21 protein-coding genes are annotated in these 18514 nt (G+C 45.5%); 8 read left to right on the top strand and 13 right to left on the bottom strand.

Annotated elements, in window-relative coordinates; genetic code table 11:
• Positions 1–7: 7 nt before the first annotated feature.
• Entirely contained in the window at positions 8–487 is a 480-nt protein-coding gene (locus tag HUN05_18145) for a hypothetical protein (GenBank protein ID WDP86807.1), read from the top strand.
• A 158-nt stretch (positions 488–645) separates the two neighbouring features.
• Positions 646–1671: an NAD(P)-dependent glycerol-3-phosphate dehydrogenase gene (locus HUN05_18140; protein WDP86806.1), complete on the top strand. Its 1026-nt coding sequence runs from the start codon at positions 646–648 to the stop codon at positions 1669–1671.
• Between the two features lie 20 nt (positions 1672–1691).
• Here the strand turns inward: HUN05_18140 and HUN05_18135 are convergent, their stop codons facing one another.
• A complete protein-coding gene (locus HUN05_18135) occupies positions 1692–2150 on the bottom strand; it encodes a ferritin family protein (GenBank protein WDP86805.1) in 459 nt (152 codons plus the stop codon).
• Positions 2151–2152: 2 nt separating this feature from the next.
• Positions 2153–3598: a PLP-dependent aminotransferase family protein gene (locus tag HUN05_18130; protein WDP86804.1), complete on the bottom strand. Its 1446-nt coding sequence runs from the start codon at positions 3596–3598 to the stop codon at positions 2153–2155.
• Between the two features lie 115 nt (positions 3599–3713).
• On the opposite strand from HUN05_18130, the gene HUN05_18125 reads away from it, so the two are divergent.
• Complete coding sequence (locus HUN05_18125; protein WDP86803.1) at positions 3714–3902, top strand: hypothetical protein; 189 nt, start codon at positions 3714–3716, stop codon at positions 3900–3902.
• A 274-nt stretch (positions 3903–4176) separates the two neighbouring features.
• On the opposite strand, the gene HUN05_18120 is transcribed toward HUN05_18125, so the two are convergent.
• Positions 4177–5388, bottom strand: a complete 1212-nt coding sequence (locus HUN05_18120; protein ID WDP86802.1) for an IS256 family transposase — start codon at positions 5386–5388, stop codon at positions 4177–4179.
• Positions 5389–5471: 83 nt separating this feature from the next.
• Positions 5472–5966, bottom strand: a complete 495-nt coding sequence (locus HUN05_18115) for a response regulator (GenBank protein WDP86801.1) — start codon at positions 5964–5966, stop codon at positions 5472–5474.
• Between the two features lie 263 nt (positions 5967–6229).
• Here HUN05_18115 and HUN05_18110 point away from each other — a divergent pair, with 263 nt between their 5' ends.
• From HUN05_18110 to HUN05_18100, 3 genes are read left to right on the top strand one after another with little or no spacing between them, the layout of a single operon-like run.
• On the top strand, positions 6230–6412 hold the full coding sequence (locus tag HUN05_18110; GenBank protein WDP86800.1) for a hypothetical protein: 183 nt from the start codon (positions 6230–6232) through the stop codon (positions 6410–6412).
• Between the two features lie 56 nt (positions 6413–6468).
• Entirely contained in the window at positions 6469–7629 is a 1161-nt protein-coding gene (locus tag HUN05_18105; protein WDP86799.1) for a hypothetical protein, read from the top strand.
• Positions 7630–7670: 41 nt separating this feature from the next.
• The gene (locus tag HUN05_18100) at positions 7671–8840 is read left to right on the top strand and encodes an IS4 family transposase (protein ID WDP88127.1); all 1170 of its coding nucleotides are present in this window, start codon (positions 7671–7673) and stop codon (positions 8838–8840) included.
• A gap of 28 nt (positions 8841–8868) precedes the next feature.
• Here the strand turns inward: HUN05_18100 and HUN05_18095 are convergent, their stop codons facing one another.
• From HUN05_18095 to HUN05_18075, 5 genes are all read right to left on the bottom strand, one after another.
• Positions 8869–9573 carry a HAMP domain-containing histidine kinase gene (locus HUN05_18095; GenBank protein WDP86798.1) on the bottom strand — a complete coding sequence of 235 codons (705 nt, stop codon included), beginning with the start codon at positions 9571–9573 and terminating at the stop codon, positions 8869–8871.
• A 90-nt stretch (positions 9574–9663) separates the two neighbouring features.
• Positions 9664–10023: a response regulator gene (locus HUN05_18090; protein WDP86797.1), complete on the bottom strand. Its 360-nt coding sequence runs from the start codon at positions 10021–10023 to the stop codon at positions 9664–9666.
• Positions 10020–11651 carry a two-component sensor histidine kinase gene (locus HUN05_18085; GenBank protein WDP86796.1) on the bottom strand — a complete coding sequence of 544 codons (1632 nt, stop codon included), beginning with the start codon at positions 11649–11651 and terminating at the stop codon, positions 10020–10022. Before HUN05_18085 ends, HUN05_18090 begins: the two co-directional genes overlap by 4 nt.
• A gap of 128 nt (positions 11652–11779) precedes the next feature.
• Complete coding sequence (locus HUN05_18080; protein ID WDP86795.1) at positions 11780–12151, bottom strand: response regulator; 372 nt, start codon at positions 12149–12151, stop codon at positions 11780–11782.
• A gap of 226 nt (positions 12152–12377) precedes the next feature.
• On the bottom strand, positions 12378–13814 hold the full coding sequence (locus tag HUN05_18075; protein WDP86794.1) for a sigma-54-dependent Fis family transcriptional regulator: 1437 nt from the start codon (positions 13812–13814) through the stop codon (positions 12378–12380).
• A 443-nt stretch (positions 13815–14257) separates the two neighbouring features.
• Between HUN05_18075 and HUN05_18070 the strand changes: the two genes are divergently transcribed.
• Positions 14258–14980, top strand: a complete 723-nt coding sequence (locus tag HUN05_18070) for a hypothetical protein (GenBank protein ID WDP86793.1) — start codon at positions 14258–14260, stop codon at positions 14978–14980.
• A 110-nt stretch (positions 14981–15090) separates the two neighbouring features.
• A complete protein-coding gene (locus tag HUN05_18065) occupies positions 15091–15531 on the top strand; it encodes a hypothetical protein (GenBank protein WDP86792.1) in 441 nt (146 codons plus the stop codon).
• 147 nt (positions 15532–15678) lie between these two features.
• On the opposite strand, the gene HUN05_18060 is transcribed toward HUN05_18065, so the two are convergent.
• From HUN05_18060 to HUN05_18045, 4 genes are read right to left on the bottom strand one after another with little or no spacing between them, the layout of a single operon-like run.
• Positions 15679–17115: a Ni/Fe hydrogenase subunit alpha gene (locus HUN05_18060; protein ID WDP86791.1), complete on the bottom strand. Its 1437-nt coding sequence runs from the start codon at positions 17113–17115 to the stop codon at positions 15679–15681.
• Positions 17116–18051 (bottom strand): methyl viologen-reducing hydrogenase, encoded by a 936-nt coding sequence (locus tag HUN05_18055; GenBank protein ID WDP86790.1) that lies wholly within the window; start codon positions 18049–18051, stop codon positions 17116–17118.
• A complete protein-coding gene (locus HUN05_18050) occupies positions 18042–18266 on the bottom strand; it encodes a hydrogenase iron-sulfur subunit (protein WDP88126.1) in 225 nt (74 codons plus the stop codon). The genes HUN05_18055 and HUN05_18050 overlap by 10 nt, the downstream gene beginning before the upstream one ends.
• Positions 18267–18287: 21 nt before the next feature.
• Complete coding sequence (locus HUN05_18045) at positions 18288–18491, bottom strand: hydrogenase iron-sulfur subunit (protein WDP86789.1); 204 nt, start codon at positions 18489–18491, stop codon at positions 18288–18290.
• Positions 18492–18514 lie beyond the last annotated feature (23 nt).

Raw genomic sequence — 18514 nt, 5'->3', positions numbered from 1 at the left:
ACCTGTGTTGGAGAAAAAAAATCAGCGGTTTTGGCAGTTGTTCATGGCTGTGGTCCTGATCCTGGCGGTCTTTTTGGTGGAAATGGTGGCGGTTTCGCCCAAGGGCATTTACTCGTATACCCGGTCCGGAACCCAGGGCTTTTTTATCGGGGATGAAAAAACAGCAGTATTAAGTCAGATCAATAAGATCAAATCCATCCGTTTTATTGAGACCTGTTTTCCCAAAGGCCGGGTCCGTCTGTCTTCCCGCAAAGCATTTGACATGGTCCCTGTGCTGGCCGATAGCGTTACCTGGCAATGTTGGGACCGGAAAAAAGGGGCTTATTATTTCTTGTTTAAAAAGGATCGTCTTTTCCGGATTCTCTATCTCAACGACCTGCCTGAAAATTATGGGGAGGAGGATCTTTTTTTTCCCTGTTTTTCCACGGACACCCATGTTGATGATTTTTTAAACACCCAGAAAAACTACCCGGTTTTTCATGATTGAGCTGAATCAGCAAAGAACACAGCGCCTTGATGAGACGGGGCAGGGGATTGAAACAAAGATGAATTTAATGTATGTACAAGCATTTACAATCCGGCAGGTGCCGGTTTTTTTGGATTCAGATGTAACGCTGAATGAGATTTAATATAGGCAGGATGCAAATGAAAATGGAAAATATTCGAATCGGGGTTATCGGGGGCGGCAGCTGGGGCACCGCCCTTGCCAAATTGTTGGCAGACAAAGGATTTGCCCTGGATCTTTGGGTGTTTGAACCTGAAGTCAAAGAGCAGATCAAAACCCTGAGGGAGAATCAGGTGTTTTTACCCGGATTTACCCTGCCGGACAGGATAACTCCCACCAATGACCTGGGATTGGCCGTGAAAGACAAGGACCTTGTACTGGTGGTGGTTCCCTCCCACTGCATGCGGTCTGTGGCCCAGGAGATGAAGGCCTTTATCAGTTCTGAGACCGTTGTGGTCACCGCATCCAAGGGCATTGAAAATAAAACCCACGAGACCATGACCGATATTCTTTCCAATGTCATGGACCATCTGCCCAAAAAGAATTTTGCCGTGCTCTCGGGCCCCAGCTTTGCCAAGGAAGTGGCGGCCCAGGTGCCTACGGTGGTGGCCGCTGCCGCTGTTGACCGTGAGGTGGCCCAATTTGTCCAGACCGTGTTTGCCTGTCCTCGGTTCAGGGTCTATGTCAATGATGACCCCGTGGGCACCCAGGTGGGCGGTGCCATGAAAAATGTTTTGGCCATTGCCGCGGGCATCTGTGACGGGATGAACATGGGTCTTAATCCAAGGGCCGCCCTGATCACCCGGGGCCTTACCGAGATGAACCGTCTGGGCACCCGCCTGGGCGCAGACCCTTTGACCCTGTCCGGCCTTGCCGGGGTAGGGGATTTACTGCTGACCTGTACCGGGGATCTGAGCCGGAACTATACTGTGGGCAAACAGATCGGCCAGGGAAAGGCCCTGGATGATATTATTTCTGACATGCGCATGGTGGCAGAAGGGGTTAAAACCACAAGATCGGTTTACAATCTGTCCAAAAAGCTTGGGGTGGATCTTCCCATCTGCAACGAGGTGTATGCCGTGCTCTTTGAAGGACGGCCCGTGGACCAGACCGTGGACCGCCTCATGACCCGGTCCCTGAAACATGAAATGGACGGGGTGCTCTGATTTTCTAAGATACCCCGGGGTTACCAGACCTCGGGGTAAGCCACATCCACGAACTGTTCTTCCATTTTAAACTTGTGGTCCCGTTCCATGGCGGCCAAATCCTGGAATACCAGTTTGAGTTCAGGATCGGTGCAATTGTCTGCCAGGGCCATATATTTTTCCATGGCAATCTCTTCATTTTTCATGGCAAGTCCTATGGCGTTTTTCAGGTCCATTTCCGGGGTGACCTCCGGCATTTCAATGGTTTGGGCCACCTTATAATCCTTGTCGCAGTTAAAATGGGCAATGGTGATGGTTTCCTGGTTTAAAATCCGGGTCAGGATAACTTCATGCTTGCCCTCTTCTGCGGCAAATTCCTCAAAGGTTTTTTTCAAGGCCTTGTTTTTAATTCCCTGGCTGATTTTTTCATAAAAGATTCTGGCGTCGATTTCACTCTGGATGGCATCTTGGATCGCCTGTTTGTAGTCTTGAAAATCCATGGTTATGTCTCCTCTTGTCCAATGGTTGTTATGATCTGGCCGATTTTCTCAATGGCATTGTCCATGGTGTCATTCCATACGCCCCCGTAGCCGATGCGTATGAACCTGTCATAGGTGTTAAAGCTTGTGCACAAAAACCCCGGAAGGATGGAAATTCCTTTTTTTATGGCCTCATAATAGACTTTTCGCCCTTCCACCCCCTGGGGAAGTTCTATCCATATGCACAATCCCCCTTTGGGGGAACTCATCCTGACATTTAAGGGCAGGTACCTGTTCAGGGCCCGGGCGCAGAGGGTGTGCTGAAGTTTAATCTTTTTTCTCAACTGTCTCAAGTGACGGTTATAGGTTCCTTCCTTTAAATAATTGGCCACAAGGGTCTGGCTCAGGGTCGGGGAGATCAGGGACCGGTTGAGTTTCATCCGTTTGACAATTTGTTTGAACCGTCCCGGAATCACCCACCCGATTCTCAGGCCCGGGGCAAGGACCTTGGAAAATGAAGAACAGTAAATGACATTGTTGTGATGATCCCATTTTTTGATGGGAAAGGGCCGGGTCTCCCCAAAGTAAAGGTCGCCTGTTACATCGTTTTCAATAATGGGGATCTGTTTTTGAAAACAAAGCTCAGCAAGCTTGCGCTTGTGCGCATCAGGCATGATAAATCCAAGGGGGTTCTGGCAGTTGGGATTGACAATACAGGCGCTTATTTTTTCCTGGTGAATAATTTTTTCCAAGGCCGTAAGATCCATTCCGGTTTCCGGATTGGCAGGGATTTCCAGGGTAAACATATTTGAATCCTTGATGGTCTGCCTCAGCCATGGATCTGTTGGGGATTCAACAATGATGGTGCTTCCCGGTTTGGACACGGCTTTTAAACTCAGGCTCAAGGCTTCAGTGCACCCGTTTGTGATAATGATATCTTCAATTTTAACCCCGGGGATAATGGGGAACAATAAATTGGAGATCTGGTGGCGGAGCAGGGTGACGCCCTGGGGATGGGCATAGCCTGCAATGATCCTGGGAATCTGATCTTGGGGAATGGCTTTTAACTGGTTGTGAAGGCGTTTAACCGGCAGATGCTCGGGCGCGACCATTACCCCGCCAAGGTTTAAAATTTGGGGATCCCCCATATCTTCTGTCAATTGATGGATGAGATCATCCAGATTGATCTTTCTGGGCACCATCTCTTCCCGGGTCATCTGGGCCCGGTCTTTCAGGCGTTTAAGCCGGGGCTTGATAAAATAGCCGGACCGGTCCCGGGATTCGACCACCCCTCTTTTTTCAAGTTCCACGTACGCTTGAAACACCGTGGTCATGCTGTATCCCGTACTCTGGCAAAGGGCGCGCAACGAGGGCAGTTTTTCTGAAATCTTAAATCCCCCGCTTTCAATCCGGGCCTGAATCTGGTCTGCAAGATCTGAATAAAGGAATTTCCCGTTTTTATTTTTCACATCTGCTCTGTTTTTTTTGATGGGTTCTGCTTCTGTTATTTTTTGGGCGCTTTGTCTATACTATTTCATAATCGCTGAATTTTGTTAAACAAATAATGCATTGAGGATATAAAAAATGAAAAATTCATGGATAATGATACTTCGGTATTTCATGGCTCCTGAAGATTCAAGACCCGGAAGAATAGACTATTGGAACGGCGTCTTTCTGGCAGAAAAAACCCCTTTGAACAGATTCTGCCTTGAAGCCTCAAAGGTGTTTTTCATACTGACCTTATCTGTTTTAATTATGCTGGCCTTTACCTAGGATTTTAATTCGTTTTAACCCAAGGCCGGTGTACGGACAGTAAACGGGCGGATGCTTTAAGCATCCGCCCGTTTTTGATTTATATACCCGTTTTCTTTTCTTAGGGAATGTTCAGAATTCTGTGTCACGGTTTCGGTTCCCGGATCTGCCTCAGCGCCAGCGGAAGTAAAAGTCAGGTCCGAGAATGGGCCTTCAATCAGCCACGTCGGAGGAGTTGACTTTTGCTGGAGTGGAGTTCCTGGAACCATCTTTTCCATCTGTAAATAAATCCCTATCAAATTCCCAGCTCTTTATCCAGCCGGCCTTCAAAGAAAATTGCCAACTGGGAAATTGTCAGTGACCAATTTTGAATCGGCATTGTCCATTTTTTACTGGCGTTCTGGATCCCCATGTAAAGCAGCTTTAACAGGCTGTCCTGGTTCGGGAATGATCCCTTTGTTTTGGTCAGTTTTCGAAACTGTCGATGCACAGCCTCAATGGTATTTGTGGTGTATATTATCCGTCGAATCTCTTCTGGATATTTAAAGAAATGACTGAGGCGTTCCCAGTTGTTCCGCCAGGATTTTATCACAATCGGGTATTTGTCATTCCATTTATTTTCCAAGATATCCAGTTCTTCTTCGGCCAGATCCTTATTGACCGCTTTATAAACACGTTTTAGATCTGCCATAAATTCCTTTTTATTTTTGGAACCAACGTATTTCAATGAATTTCGGATCTGGTGGACTACGCAGAGTTGAACTTCTGTGTCCGGGAATATGGTCTCAATGGCCTCGGGAAAACCTTTTAGACCATCAACACAGGCAATCAGGATATCTTTTACCCCTCGGTTTGAAAGGTCTGTTAACACCTGCAGCCAGAAGTTCGCACCCTCATTCTCGGATATGTACAGCCCAAGAACCTCTTTGCGGCCCTCGATATTCACCCCAAGAATTGTGTAAACGGCCTTGCTGCCGACCTTTCCGTTTTCTCGTACTTTATAATGTATGGCATCAAGCCATACGATTGGGTACACATTTTCCAACGGCCTGGCCTGCCATTCTTTGACGGTATGGATGATTTTATCGGTAATGGTGCTCAGAGTGGCATTTGAAATCTCAAGTCCATAGATTTCCTGTAAATGGGCAGCCATGTCATTATAGCTCATGCCCAGGCCGTAAAGGGCTATTATCTTTCTTTCAATTTCATCGCTGAGCGTTGTCTGATGTTTTTTGACGATCTGTGGAGAGAAGGTTCCGGCCCTGTCACGCGGGGTTTTTAGCTCAAATTTATCATCCAGGGATTTAATGGTCTTTTTGCTTTTTCCATTACGGCGGTTGGCAGAAACTTCCTGCCCGAGATGGGACTCCAACTCTCCTTCAAGAGCAGCTTCAGCAAGATTTTTGATTAATGATGTAAGGACGCCGCCCTTACCTGTGAAGGGTTTACCTTCCTGGATGCCTTTAAGGGCTTTTTGAAAATCAAATTCGGTGTTTTCTTCGGTCATGTCAGTTCTCCTTATTTAGCTGAGTATATCAGCTTTCATTCAACTGACACAGAATTTTGAACGCCCTTTAGACGAGCGCAGCTTTATTTGCGGCTGTCATCCAATTGTGCCATTTCTCTGAGGACTCCCAAAGGAGACTGTCCCATGGCGATCTGCTGAATGGCTTCCATTCGCTTTTCATTGCTTTCAAATTTCTTTTCCATCCTGGCCTGATAGGCCTGTTTTAGCGCATCCACCAATGTGTCAAAATCATAGGATTTTTCCAGGTATTTGAATGCCCCGAGTTTGGTGCATTCCACTGCTGAGTCCACTGTGGCATGGCCCGTCAGCATGATGATTTCAATAAATTTATGTTTTTCTTTGAGGATTTTAAGGACCTGCGAACCGTCAGTGCCCGGCATTTGAAGGTCAAGCACGGCCAGGTCAAAGCGGCCGGTTTGGGCCTCATTGAGGGCCTTGTCGCCATCTGTGGCCGTGGTCACTTCAAATCCCTTTAAACTCAACCGGTTTGAAATTGCGTCTAAAGATTTGACTTCATCATCCACCAAAAGAATTTTTATTTTGTTGTCAGTTTCCATGGTTCCTTCCTTCCTTTATTTTTTTGATTAAAATAGGTTTTATCAGTAGTGTCCGGTTAGGTTGTTGCATATAAAAAGCATCTAAAATCATTGAAAAAAACAGTCGGTTTTGTGTTGACAAATGTGCGTAAAAATTTTTGTGCGCCTTGAAAACTTAACTCAGGGCGCATTCCCATTTTCCCGGTTTTAAAAAGGCCTGTCTTTTAGAGCAAAAAGAATGATATCCTCTGTTACGCTGAAATGAACATAAATGGATTGTGCTAATGAAGAAAGCTGAAGATTGTAATACTGTTGATGAAGTCCTTGCATGCCTCAAAGAACTGGAAGAAGATCCAAATCGCTTGGTTCGTAACGCTAACGAATTAGAACAGATGGAGCAGGAAATCCTTGAGTATACAAATCGGATAAGCGCCTTTTTTTTAAAAAAAAGATCCAGGCCTCAGTAGATTCCTCTGAACAGGTCGACCAAGAAAAAGAATTGATGTCCAATTGGCCGGGACGGATGAAAAGCGAAGGGCTTGAGACCGTTTGGATTCAGCTTTGTACAGATAGTTCGGTTGATATTCATGTTCGATACTATCGAAGGTCCTGTGACCGCCGAAAAGGAAAAAGATATAAAGGTGCATACGCTGGTTTAATCCTTCTTGGAATCCATGATCGCTGCTCGCCTGCTTTGGCTTCTATGGTGAGTTCTTGGTCAGCCTTATTAAGTTCTTTTGAAGAAGTCCGTCAAGTGCTTTGTGACCGTGGGATGACGTTGGGTATAAAGGTCATCCGTAAACTGACCTATCGGTACGCAGAGCGGGCTCGAGCCGAACAACAAGCGGGCCGAATCCCATTAAATGATGGAGATTTACTTGAAGGGCGGCGAGTCGTTATCAGCACTGATGGTGGCCGCACTCGGCTCAGAGAGAAGAAAAGGGGACCAAAAACCCAAAAGGATAGAACCCGATTTCGTGGGGCATGGCGAGAACCCAAGCTTTTGATCATTTATGTAGTGGACGCCCATGGAAAACAAGAAAAAAGCTTTTCACCATTTATTGATGGCTGTTTCAATGGACCGGATGGTGTATTCCACTTGTTAAAGGGTTATTTGAACTCCCTTCATATTCAGAACTCAGACAAAATACTGTTTGTTGCAGATGGGGCACATTGGATTTGGAATCGAATCCCCGGACTGCTAAAAGCATTGGGTTTGGCTCCTGAGCGTGTGTATGAACTTCTCGATTTCTACCATACAGTTGAGCATCTGGGTACAGTAGTAGGCTTAAGGAAGACCTGGTCATCCAAGGAACGCAAACGCTGGGTATCGAAGCAGCGAGGTCTTCTGCTGAAGGGAAAGGCGATTGAGGTGGTACAGGCCGTCCAGAAGCTTTGTAGAGGCAGAAACAGTAAGGCTATCAAGACGGAACGGGATTATTTTGTGCGCAATGAACTGAGGCTTAATTTCTCAACTGTAAAAGCGTTGAACTTACCTATTGGCAGCGGTGCTATTGAAAGTTCGATTCGGAGAGTCGTGAATTTACGTCTTAAAGGTCCATGCATCTTTTGGTATCGGGAGAATGCAGAAAAAATGATTATGCTGCGATCATTTTATAAAGCAGGGCGTTGGAACTGCCTGAAGCAGATGGCAAACATGCACAATCCAGTGCCAGCGGTATAACCGGGAAAATGGGAATGCGCCCCTTAACTCAAGGAGCTCAAATGACGCACATCTCAGTCCCTAAAAAACAACTACGGTCCCTGAACTTTGACAATTTCAGGTGCCCTCTGATAAAGTCACTTTCAAAAGCACCGGAATTACAATCTCGAGGAGACCGCCCTTTAAAAATGACATTCGAAGACCAGATAAATGCTTTGGTTTATTTCCATCTTCAGGAGCACAAGTCTGCCCGACATTTAATTCAGGATCTCAAGGAGAATGTTTTTGCTAAAGAAAATATTGCGCCAGACGGTGGTATCAGCCGTAGTAGTTTCTGTGAAGCCATCAATCACAGGGGACTCGAACAACTGCAATTTATCTTTGAGGATCTTTATAAACAGGCTCTTGAGTGTCATCCGGGTGAACACGCCGAGTTAGGAGAGTTGGTTTCCATTGACGGTAGTCTCATAAATGCAGTCCTTTCAATGCACTGGGCGAACTACAGAAAAGGAAGTAAAAAAGCCAAAGTACATTGCGGATTTGACATTAATCACGGAATCCCAAACAAAATCTTTTTGACTGAAGGCAACGGCGCTGAACGCACTTTTGTTCCCAAAATACTTTCCAAGGGGCAAACAGGTGTTATGGATCGTGGATATCAATCCCATAAAGAATTTGACCTGCTTCAGGAGCAAGGCAAACATTTTGTCTGCCGTATAAAAACCAGGACAACAAGAACAATTATTGATAACCACGAGACCCCTTCCGACAGCTACATTTTTTATGATGCACTGGTTAAACTTGGTACTCCGAATCAAAACCAGACGAAAAGGCCTGTTCGGGTTGTTGGCTATAAAATTGCTGGCGTCAAATACTATGTGGCAACTGACAGGCATGATTTAACAGCGGAACAAATAGCAACAATTTATAAACTCCGGTGGACCATTGAGGATTTTTTCAAATGGTGGAAAGAACATCTGAAGGTATATCATCTCATTGCCCGCAGTGAATACGGCCTTATGGTTCAGATTCTTGGCGGCCTTATCACTTACCTGTTACTGGCAATCCATTGCCAAAAACAGTTTAATGAAAAGGTCACGATCAAAAGAGTTCGGCAGCTGCGAACCGCCATTCTAAATGACCTGTTTGGCTGCGAGGAGCAGGGCTCTCATAGTTCAAACAGGGACAATATTGTCAAAGATCAAAAAATTATTGAGCAAGCAAAAACCTAACCGGACATCACTGAGGTTTTATACATTATTACCGGTCATGTCCTGCCGGTATTGTGTTTGATTCCGAACAGACAGCCCCCTCTTTGATTGAAATCGGGACCTGAATTTCCAGGCGGGCATCTGAAGGGGTGTGGTTGATAAAAACACCTATTGATGCTGCCATTTTTTTTATATTTTGACCCAAAAACGTGTCTGATTTTGTGATACTCAAACCGGTAAAGGCAATCTGCCAGGCTGAATCCTCTATTGGCTGGATAGATACAGACAGGTTTGCTTTAGGCCCTGTCTCCTTAAATATCCGGACTGCGGCCTCATAGATAATTGCCTGGAGAATGAACGGACAGGTCTTGACCATGGGGGCATCCCCTTCAACAGGGGAGATGTTCATTTTGCCGGCAAAGGCCAAATATTCTGACAGTCGGGCGACCAGATCCAGGATCTCCCTTAAGTCAATGGAAACAATGGGGGTATCAATACTGTGGGAAAACCGATTCATCTGCCGAATGGTTGTAAACCCCCGCTGAATTTCTTCGACAATGCTTTGGGTACTGTCCGTGAGCATATCAAGCTCAATGGTACCGCCTTTTCGGGCCATTTCCGAAAGGTCGCTGAGAAGTCCGGCCGTTTCTGAAATAATGGCCATTATATTCTTTAATTCATGGGAGATAGACGCATTGACCCTCCCGAAAAAGGCCAGACTTTCAAAGTCAAAAAGGTTTGGTTTATGATCCATTCACTCCTCCTGTTGTCGGCATATTTTATTTTTTTAAACAAAACCTGCCGGATATTATCAAAGCCTGCAACCCAATGAGGCCGGTTTTTACTAGTTCGTTCCAGCCACCTCTAATAAGGTTTTTACAACCAGATCTATTTTTATGGGCTTGGGCAGATAATGCATTGCCTCCTTGTCTCCCACCAGATAGTCGTTGTCCGATCCATGACCGGTAAGAAAAATAAATTTCATATCCGGATCCAGTCGATGCAGTTCCCGTCGAAGTTCAATCCCGCCGATTCCGGGCATTTTCACATCCAAGAGGGCCACATCAAACCTTTCACCCTTTTTGATCAAATCAAGCGCATCCGCGCCGGTGTTGGCAAATGTCACCTGGAACCCTCTTAATTCGAGCCTTTTGGCAAGCATCATTACAAATTTTTTTTCATCATCCACCAATAAAACATTCATCCTGAAAAATCCCTTTCTGTATGGATAGGCAAGGTGACCGTAAACGTTGTTCCTTTACCGAGTTTACTTTGAACTCTAATGTCGCCGTAAAGTTTTTTTACCAGACCATAGGTAATGGAGAGTCCTAACCCGGTCCCTTTGCCTTCTTCTTTTGTGGTAAAAAAGGGCTCAAAAATTTTAGAGAGATCTGCTTCGGAGATACCGCAACCATCATCTTGTATGCTCAGGTGAACGCAGTCTTTTTCATTGTCCAGCTTTGCCCGAATATCCAATGATCCCCCATTTTCAATGGCATGAAATGCATTGTTCACAAGGTTTAAAATAATCTGCTGGAGTTTTCCTCTATCGGTTTCGATCAGCGGAATTTCATCCGGGAAGTCGGTATGAATGGTAATATCCCGGTACTCAGCTTCTTTCTTGTGAAAATTAAGCACGTCAAAAACCATGGGCTTAAGGTGGATTCCCTGTATCTGGACATCAAAATGTCTTGAGAAACCAAGCAATTGCCGGGTAATGGTACCACAACGTTCTACGGTCTCGATGATGGATTCGATAAGTTCGATTAATTCCGGATCATCCCCGTATTGTTTTTTTATGATAAACAGATCTTTGATATAACCGGCGGTTTCGTTGATAAGGGCTAAAGGATTGTTTATTTCATGGGCCACTCCGACAGCCAGCTGCCCGATGGATGCCAATTGACAGTTTTGTTCTGCCGCAGCCATGGTCCGGGCCTTTTGCCGGTCTGCGTCAAACATTTTGTTGACCATAAAAGAAGAGGTCAGAAAAATGACAAGGATGACGATGAGTGAACTTACAAATAAAAACCAGTTGATATTTGAACGAAGATCCAGCCAGACTTTCATCATCCCCTGTTTTTGTTTGACAACCATGAGGACAAAGGGGGTGGGGACCATCTTCGTGTTGATAAACGCATAGCCGACAACCATGGGCCGCTCGTTGAAATCATCTGATATCAAGGATTTTGTCCGATCGGAATAGACGGGCAAAGGAAGGGTAAGCTGGCGGGCCTCGCCTTCATAAAACATGGAAGGGGTCTGCATCTTCCCATCGCGGTTGGTCAGGAAAATATCGGTATGTTCTCCGGTCTTGTAAGATGACAGGGCCTGAATCAGTCGGTCGGTATCCAGGGTCATGCGCAGCATGAAAAAACCACCGTCCGGTCGTTGGGATTTAACAGCCACAACAATATGAGGAACACCGCGGTGGCCTGAAAACACTTCGCTGACACAGGCGTCATTGAGGCGGCATTCCAAAAACCATGCCTGGTTGCTGTAGTCCTTTCCCTTTAGATTGAATGGGCCGGCATAGGCCACCTGGGTTCCGTTATCCGAGATCACACTCAAGTCAGTCAATCCGCCGAACCCCAGTTTCAGGTTTCGAAATATCTCTTCCAAACGCTTGGGATCGCTCAGGCGGCCATATCCCATTTCTTTTGCTGTAAAGGTTAGTGCATCCAGGCGTTCCTCTAAAAAAAAGGTCACGGCCCTGCGGGCATTGGAGGCCAATCGTTCGGTACGCAAAAGGGATTCGGTGTTAATGGATTGATCAACAAGCTGATAATAGATGGATGTCATGGCTGTCAGAGGAACCAATGCTGTGATCATGAGAAAGAAAACCACGCTTCCCCAGATCTTGCGATAATCCTAAAAGGCATAGTAAGGATTCAGATGTTCCTCGTTTGACCGATGGAAATACGGGAAATATGACTTTAAATTACATTTCAGCCTGTTTTTCATATTGAGTGTTCTTTATTCTGGCCCATAATCGAAATCATTTGGTCAATGTCCAAAGGTTTATTCATAAAAGAATGGGCACCACGCTCCAAACACTGAACTCGATCTTTATCAGTTCCGTGCCCTGTCAGAATGATGACCTGGGTTTGGGGGGCAGTTGTTTTAATTTGAGACAGCACCTCTGATCCATAAATATCCGGCAGCCGTAAATCCAGAATAACCCAGGAAAACGATAGGGTTTTTATGATATCAATGGCTGTCTGTCCATCGTTACGGACTTTGCAGGAAAATCCGCGCAATCCCAGCCGGCTGGCCAGCATGGTGGCATAACGTTCCTCATCATCAACAATTAATATATCATGGTGTTCCATATCTTAGCCTTATCAAGGTTATAGGTCTTTTACTATTGATATATGGAACATGTATAAATCAAACAGTTTAAATTGTAAACAATAAATCTAAAAAATTTTAAAAATGAAACATCTATCGTTCAAAAGGGTTCCTTAAGGATCGTATGGCCATCCCTCTTTTACCCAAAATGCATTGATGGGCATGAATGGGAAATCGGCTCGGTCATCAGTTGTGTTGGATGAGCAATTATGATTTTTCAGAAATGAGTCTCAGTTTTCTCCACAGTGCAGCCCGGCTGATGCCTAAAAGTTCTGCTGCCCTGGTCTTGTTGCCGTGGGTGATTTCAATGGCCTTGAGAATATGCTTTTGCTCCATCTGCTGGACGGTCAGAAAGGGGGAGGTGTCATCGGGCGTGTGTGTGATATTTTTTTGGCTCAATTTTTTGGGTAGATGCTTGCCGGTGATGATATCACCCTGGGCTAAAATAACCGCTCTTTCGATAATGTGGCGCAATTCTCTAATATTTCCCGGAAACTCATATGCTTCAAACAGGGAAAAGACATCATCTGAAAATGTTTTTATTTTTTTCCCAAATTCTTCATTTAACTGGCCTAAAAAATAATGACACAGAATGGACAGGTCTTCAAGTCTGCGGCGCAAAGGCGGAATTTCAATTTCAATGGCACGTATCCGTCGGTAAAGTTCCATCTGGAATTTACCTTCGATGATTTTTTCTTCTATGCTTTGATGGGCAACCACGATAAATCTGACATCCATGAAGGGGGCAGAATCCGATGTTTTTCCATCAATTAACTGGAGCATTTCCTGCTGGGGCTTTTTGGGCATGTTCTCAATATGATCCAGGAGTATGGTGCCGGTATAGGGCGGATTTAATGCCCCATATTCTTTTTTTAACGGATCATTTTTAGGGGTGTCATCGTAGGAGGCAACCAATTGGGCAAACCGAAAGTCTTTGCTGAAACAGCCGCAATCAAAGGCTAAAAATCTTTGTTGTTTGCGGTGGCTGAGGTTGTGGATGGTTCTTGCAACCAACTCTTTGCCGGTTCCGATCTCTCCTCTGATGATAATGGCGCAATCCATTTCAGCAAATCGCCTGATATTTTTCTTTAATCGCTGTATTTCAGGGGTGCCGCCGATGATTTTTGACAGGGGGTTTGGCCTCTTGCCCGGGCCGGGTTTGGGCAACCTGTGAGCTATGGGTTTGTTCTGACTTAAAGGATCTAGGATCTCCACTTGCTCTGACACGAATTTATCAGCCGTGGTTGGGCCTGCAGGCGGCCTGATAACAACCACCTTGCCCTGGGTGCTTGATTGTTTGATAATGTCCCAAAGACCGCCCATGGCGTCTTTTTCAACATACAAGGAGTCGAGTGACTCGGTGGCCTGTTTTATTTTTTCATTGCCATAACCGGTCAACAGGATGGTATTTAGTTCCGGAGTGATTTCTTTGAGTTTGGCAATGGTGACCAGGCCGTCCATATCCGGCATTTTCAGATCGACAATGGCCAAATCAACCTGGGTCTGTTTGACAATTTCAATTGCCTGTTGGCCGGATGTTGCTTTTAAGGGAGAAAAACCCAATAATGATATCCGCTTGGATATTGAATCCAGGAGGCGCTCTTCATCATCAACGAGCAATATTGTTTTAGTTGTCTGTGTCACGGATTACTTTCTTTTTTCAATCTGAATTGCATCAACAATGGTGTTGGTTTCAGCCATCATTGTTGATTTGTTTAAATTTAAAGCGTATTTTTTAGTTTGTTTACATTTAATACATTAAATAGCTTGTGTTGAGATATAAAGTATAATTTTAAAACAGTCAATACTATTTTTAATATTGAAACACATCCGTATCTTAGGAATGGGGGATCAAAAAAAAGAGATCTGCCCTTCCAGGATCTGGTGTTTTTCCATGGGTCTTGCACGGTCTTTTGTACGAGGGCTTTTTGGGGAGGCAATCCTAGATCCTGGAAGGGCTGGTTAAACTCGGTTCGCACGCTTGTTAAAAAAGGGAATAATCATTTACAACGAAAATACGGCCTGTTAATAAAAGGGTGCTTTAATTTTAATGACCATCTTATAGATGGCGGTTCGGGAGGCGGACAATGAAATTTTATAACTTGCTCATCTGTTTTTTGATATTCTTATTGTCACCTGTCCTGGGGCATACCGGGAATGCTCAGATGAACAACGCATTTGAAATCGTATCGGACTGCACCTATGTTATAGCCCCTTCAGACGCTGAAAATTTGTATGAATCACTCTGCCTTTTTGGTGCAAAATACACTGCCGTTGCACTATCGGCAAAGTATTTAAGCCATACGGGGGTGTTGAAAAATTATGGAAACAAAACCAGGGAAATTTTTTGTATCATCGCAGAAGATTTAACCCCTTATATCATTAAAAAACAATTGATAAATTCAGAAAAATATTACGTCAAGGTAAGAACAAAAATCAATTTGGCTGATTTTACACGGGCTGAGATTAAAAATATTGAATTTGAAAAACAAGAGAACCAATTTTCCTGGCAACAAGAAATGGAACAATATCTTTTTAAAACCATTGAGCCTGGAAATGAAATATCAAGGGCCTATCGATATCTTAGAAAAAAAGAATCCAGGATCGCCATAATTTATTTGGATCATCTTGAAAAAAAATATCCCAATTGGCTGGAAATTTACCTTGCTAAAGCCATTGGTTTTTATTCTTTGAATAAAACAAATCAGATGTTAAAGGCTTTGGATATTTCTTGTACGTTAGGAAATAAAGAGGCGTGTAAAGATTTGATGGGATTTTCAGAACATCGTAAAATACCCCTGGCACAATAGTCTGTCAGAAGGGGAAAAAAAGATGCGCTAAAGCCTGGCAGGTTAAATTTTTCTGGAATGCCCGGTCTTTTCAAAATACCAACACACCATAATTAAATTAAGAGTCTAATATGAATGTTACAAAAATTTGGGCGATTGTTAAAAATAGATACAGGCTTTCCACCAAGATTCAAATGAATTTTGAACTCAGTTTCCCAAACTACCTGATCGGTAAGTGCGGGTTCTCCGCCCAGAATGCCCATGAAATAAGAACCCAAAAAGTATCCCCGTCCATCAAAGGAATGGTTTTTTCGAATACAATCCCCTTGAGCTGGTTTACCTCTTCTGTATTAATACCTTGGGCACAGGTGGTAAGCATTCGTCTCCTGGATCCCGCCTCTTTGGCCGATGGCGCAGAAACCTCGCCCTTCTCATCTGAATTAAATGAACCTGGTTTGGAATTTGGGTATTGTATGCTCAAAATCAAAGATCCCCTAAAAATAACCATTTATCTACCCTGGTCAGAAGAATTTACAGCGTATGTGCAAAAGAATAAATTAATTGATTTTTGACCCTTTGTTTTTAAGGATCGCATCCGGAAGGATGCCGGGATGGCAAATGAAACAGCGGCTAAGGCCATAGAAGATAGGGCTGACTGGATACCATAAAAAAAAGGGGGGTACGAAATTTTCGTACCCCCCTTTAATCTTTAAACTGATTTACTGCTGAATCTGGTTACCGTTTGCATCAACGATTTTGATATCGATTGCTTTGCCGCCATCCAGGCGGTGAGTGGCACAGGAAATTCAGGGGTCGTAGGCACGGACCGACATTTCCACCATATTAAGGATGGTTTCATCGACACGGCCTTCATGGATCAGCATTTTTGCAGACTGCTCAACACTCATGGAAATGGGGGCCAGGTTATGGGTGGTGCCCACAATCATGTTGGCCTTTTCAATGAGCCCGTTTTCGTCTGTGGTATAGTCATGGATCAGGGTGCCTCTGGGGGCTTCTACATGGCCTACGCCGCGACCCGCTTTGGGGGTGAAGTCAATGCGAGACTCTTTTCCGCAGATGGCCGTATTAGATAATAGCTCCAGGGTCTTTTCACAGGCATAGACCAGCTCGATGAGCCGTGCCCAGTGGTAGAGCAGGGTGTGCTGGGCAGGTCTGCCAAAGCTGGATCTGAACTCTTCTAATTCAGCCTGGGCAAGGGGGGTGGAAATATACTCACAGGCGTTGAGCCGTGCCAGGCAGTTGGACCGGTAAATGCCTTTAGGAGCATCCAGATCCATGGAAAATCCTTCGTCCCAGCACTTGGCATAGGGGTATTTTCCATAGGAGGTGTCCACCACCTTTTCACTGATATAATCCAGGTAATCTGTATCTTCAAAATCATCAAAACTGCCATCGGGCTTCATCAGCCGGATCTTGCCGTCATAGAAGTTCAATGCCCCGTCATCTTCAACCGTACCGATAAAGCCTGTGGTAATGGTTCCTAAGGTGGTCACTTCTTTAAGATAGTTGGGGAAGATATTTTCCTTGGCATGGGCCATGGAAAATTTGGCAAATTCCAACAATTCTTTGGTATCTTCGATCAGGCTCAACCGCTGGCTGTCAGACATGGGTTTGGAAAAACCGCCCGGAACCGCAGCAATGGGATGAATCACCTTGCCGGCAAATTTTTCCATCATCATCTGGCCCAGCTGCCGCATTTTAATGACCTGTTTGGCAAGATCCGGCGCTGCCTGGGCAATACCAATGACATTTCTGACCTTATAGTCGGCATCAGGACCCAGCACAAAGTCAGGGGCTGCCAGAAAATAAAAGTGAAGAATCTTGTCATTGATATGGGCAAGGTTCTGCATGCATTCGCGCAGCAGATGGCCTGCAGGGGCTACTTCTGCTGCAAAACAGGCATCCACGGCCTTGGTGGAGGAAAGATGATGGTGCCAGGGGCAGATACCGCAGATCCGGGTCACAATCCGGGTGATTTCTTCGGCAGGCTTGCCCTGGACATATTTTTCAAACCCCCTGATGGAGTTAAAATGGGTGGTGGCCGAAGAGACCTCACCCTGGTCGTCTAATTGAATTTTTATACTTGCATGCCCCTCGATTCGAGACAGGGGGGCGATATTAATGGTTTTTCCCATTTACATACCTCCTTTTTTGTTGGAGACCAGCCGGTTGTGGGCCCCTGAAAACCGCAGCAGGTTATCCCGGTCCGGTATGTTACTGATGTCAACGCCGTTGGATGCCAGGGCATTGAGCATGTCAAGAAGCTGGTTGCCTTCCTGTCTGACAGGGCCGTAACATCCCCTGCAGGGCACCCGTGCTGCGATGCAGCGAGGGGCTTCGCCTGTGTTGCCTGCACACCCGGCCCGGGTCACAGGACCTGCACACAGATATCCTTGTTCCAGAAGACAGCGCATCTCGCTGATGGGCTTGTCCGGATTAAACTCGGGTGATTCGGTGAACCGTTTGATTTCGCCTATCTCGCCTTTGCCCTGTCTGATGGTAGGACAGGTGTCGCAGACACTCTTAAAGGGCAGCTCCACTTTATCCCCGCTGAGCAGGGAAAGAATGGCATGGGCAATCTGATCCGGATGGGGCGGGCACCCGGGCAGATAGATGTCCACATCTATTTTTTCGTCCAGGGCGTAGCACCGGTCCAGAAGGGGGGGCACACCGTTGGTGGGTACTTCTCCGCCGGGATCTGTACTTTCGGTATGATAGTAGTCATCATACAGCTCTTTGTTGGTGTAAGAGTTGATCAACGCTGGAATTCCCCCATGGGTGGCACAGGTGCCAAGGGCAATGAGGATGTCGCATTTTTTGCGCATCTCAAGGGCGACCTCAAGGTGTTCTTCGTTTCTGATACCGCCGGAAACAAGGCCGACTGTGGCCGCCGGAATATCAATCTCTTTTTTATCTCCCAGCTGGCCGTAATGCTTATGGTCCATGAGTACGGGGATGTGAACAAAATCAAGCTGAGGAAGAAGATCAAGCAAGGTTTCTCCAAGGTTGAGAATGGCGATTTCACATCCGGAACAGGAGTTGAGCCATTCACTGGCAACTTTTACTGGCATGGGGCCTCCTCTTCTAAGGCCTGGTGACGGGCCTTAAATGTATTGGGGCCAAGGGCCCTGATTTTTTCTGTGAATTCGGTCACCTTCTGGGCAAATCTGGGGCCTTCGGCGCCTGATACCCATTCAATGGCCACACGTTCCGGGTTGATGCCGGCATCTTCGAGCATGAGTTTAACAACGGCGATTCGGGCCTTGGCTTTGTGATTACCATCCAGGTAATGACATTCTCCAAGATGTCAGCCCATGACCATAATGCCGTCAGCCCCTTTTTTAAGGCCGTCAAGAATGAAATCCGGATGGACCATCCCGGTGCACATGACCCGTATTGCTTTCATGTTGGGCGGGTATTGAAGTCTGGATACGCCGGCCAGGTCTCCGCCGGCATAGGAGCACCAATTGCAAAGAAATCCAATGATTTTCGGTTCGAATTGATCTGACATGATATATTTATTCTCCTTAATAG

It is taken from the genome of Desulfobacter sp. (assembly GCA_028768545.1).
Classification (GTDB): domain Bacteria; phylum Desulfobacterota; class Desulfobacteria; order Desulfobacterales; family Desulfobacteraceae; genus Desulfobacter.
Note: the sequence above shows the minus strand (reverse complement) of the source record. Positions and strands in the feature narration are given on the sequence as shown.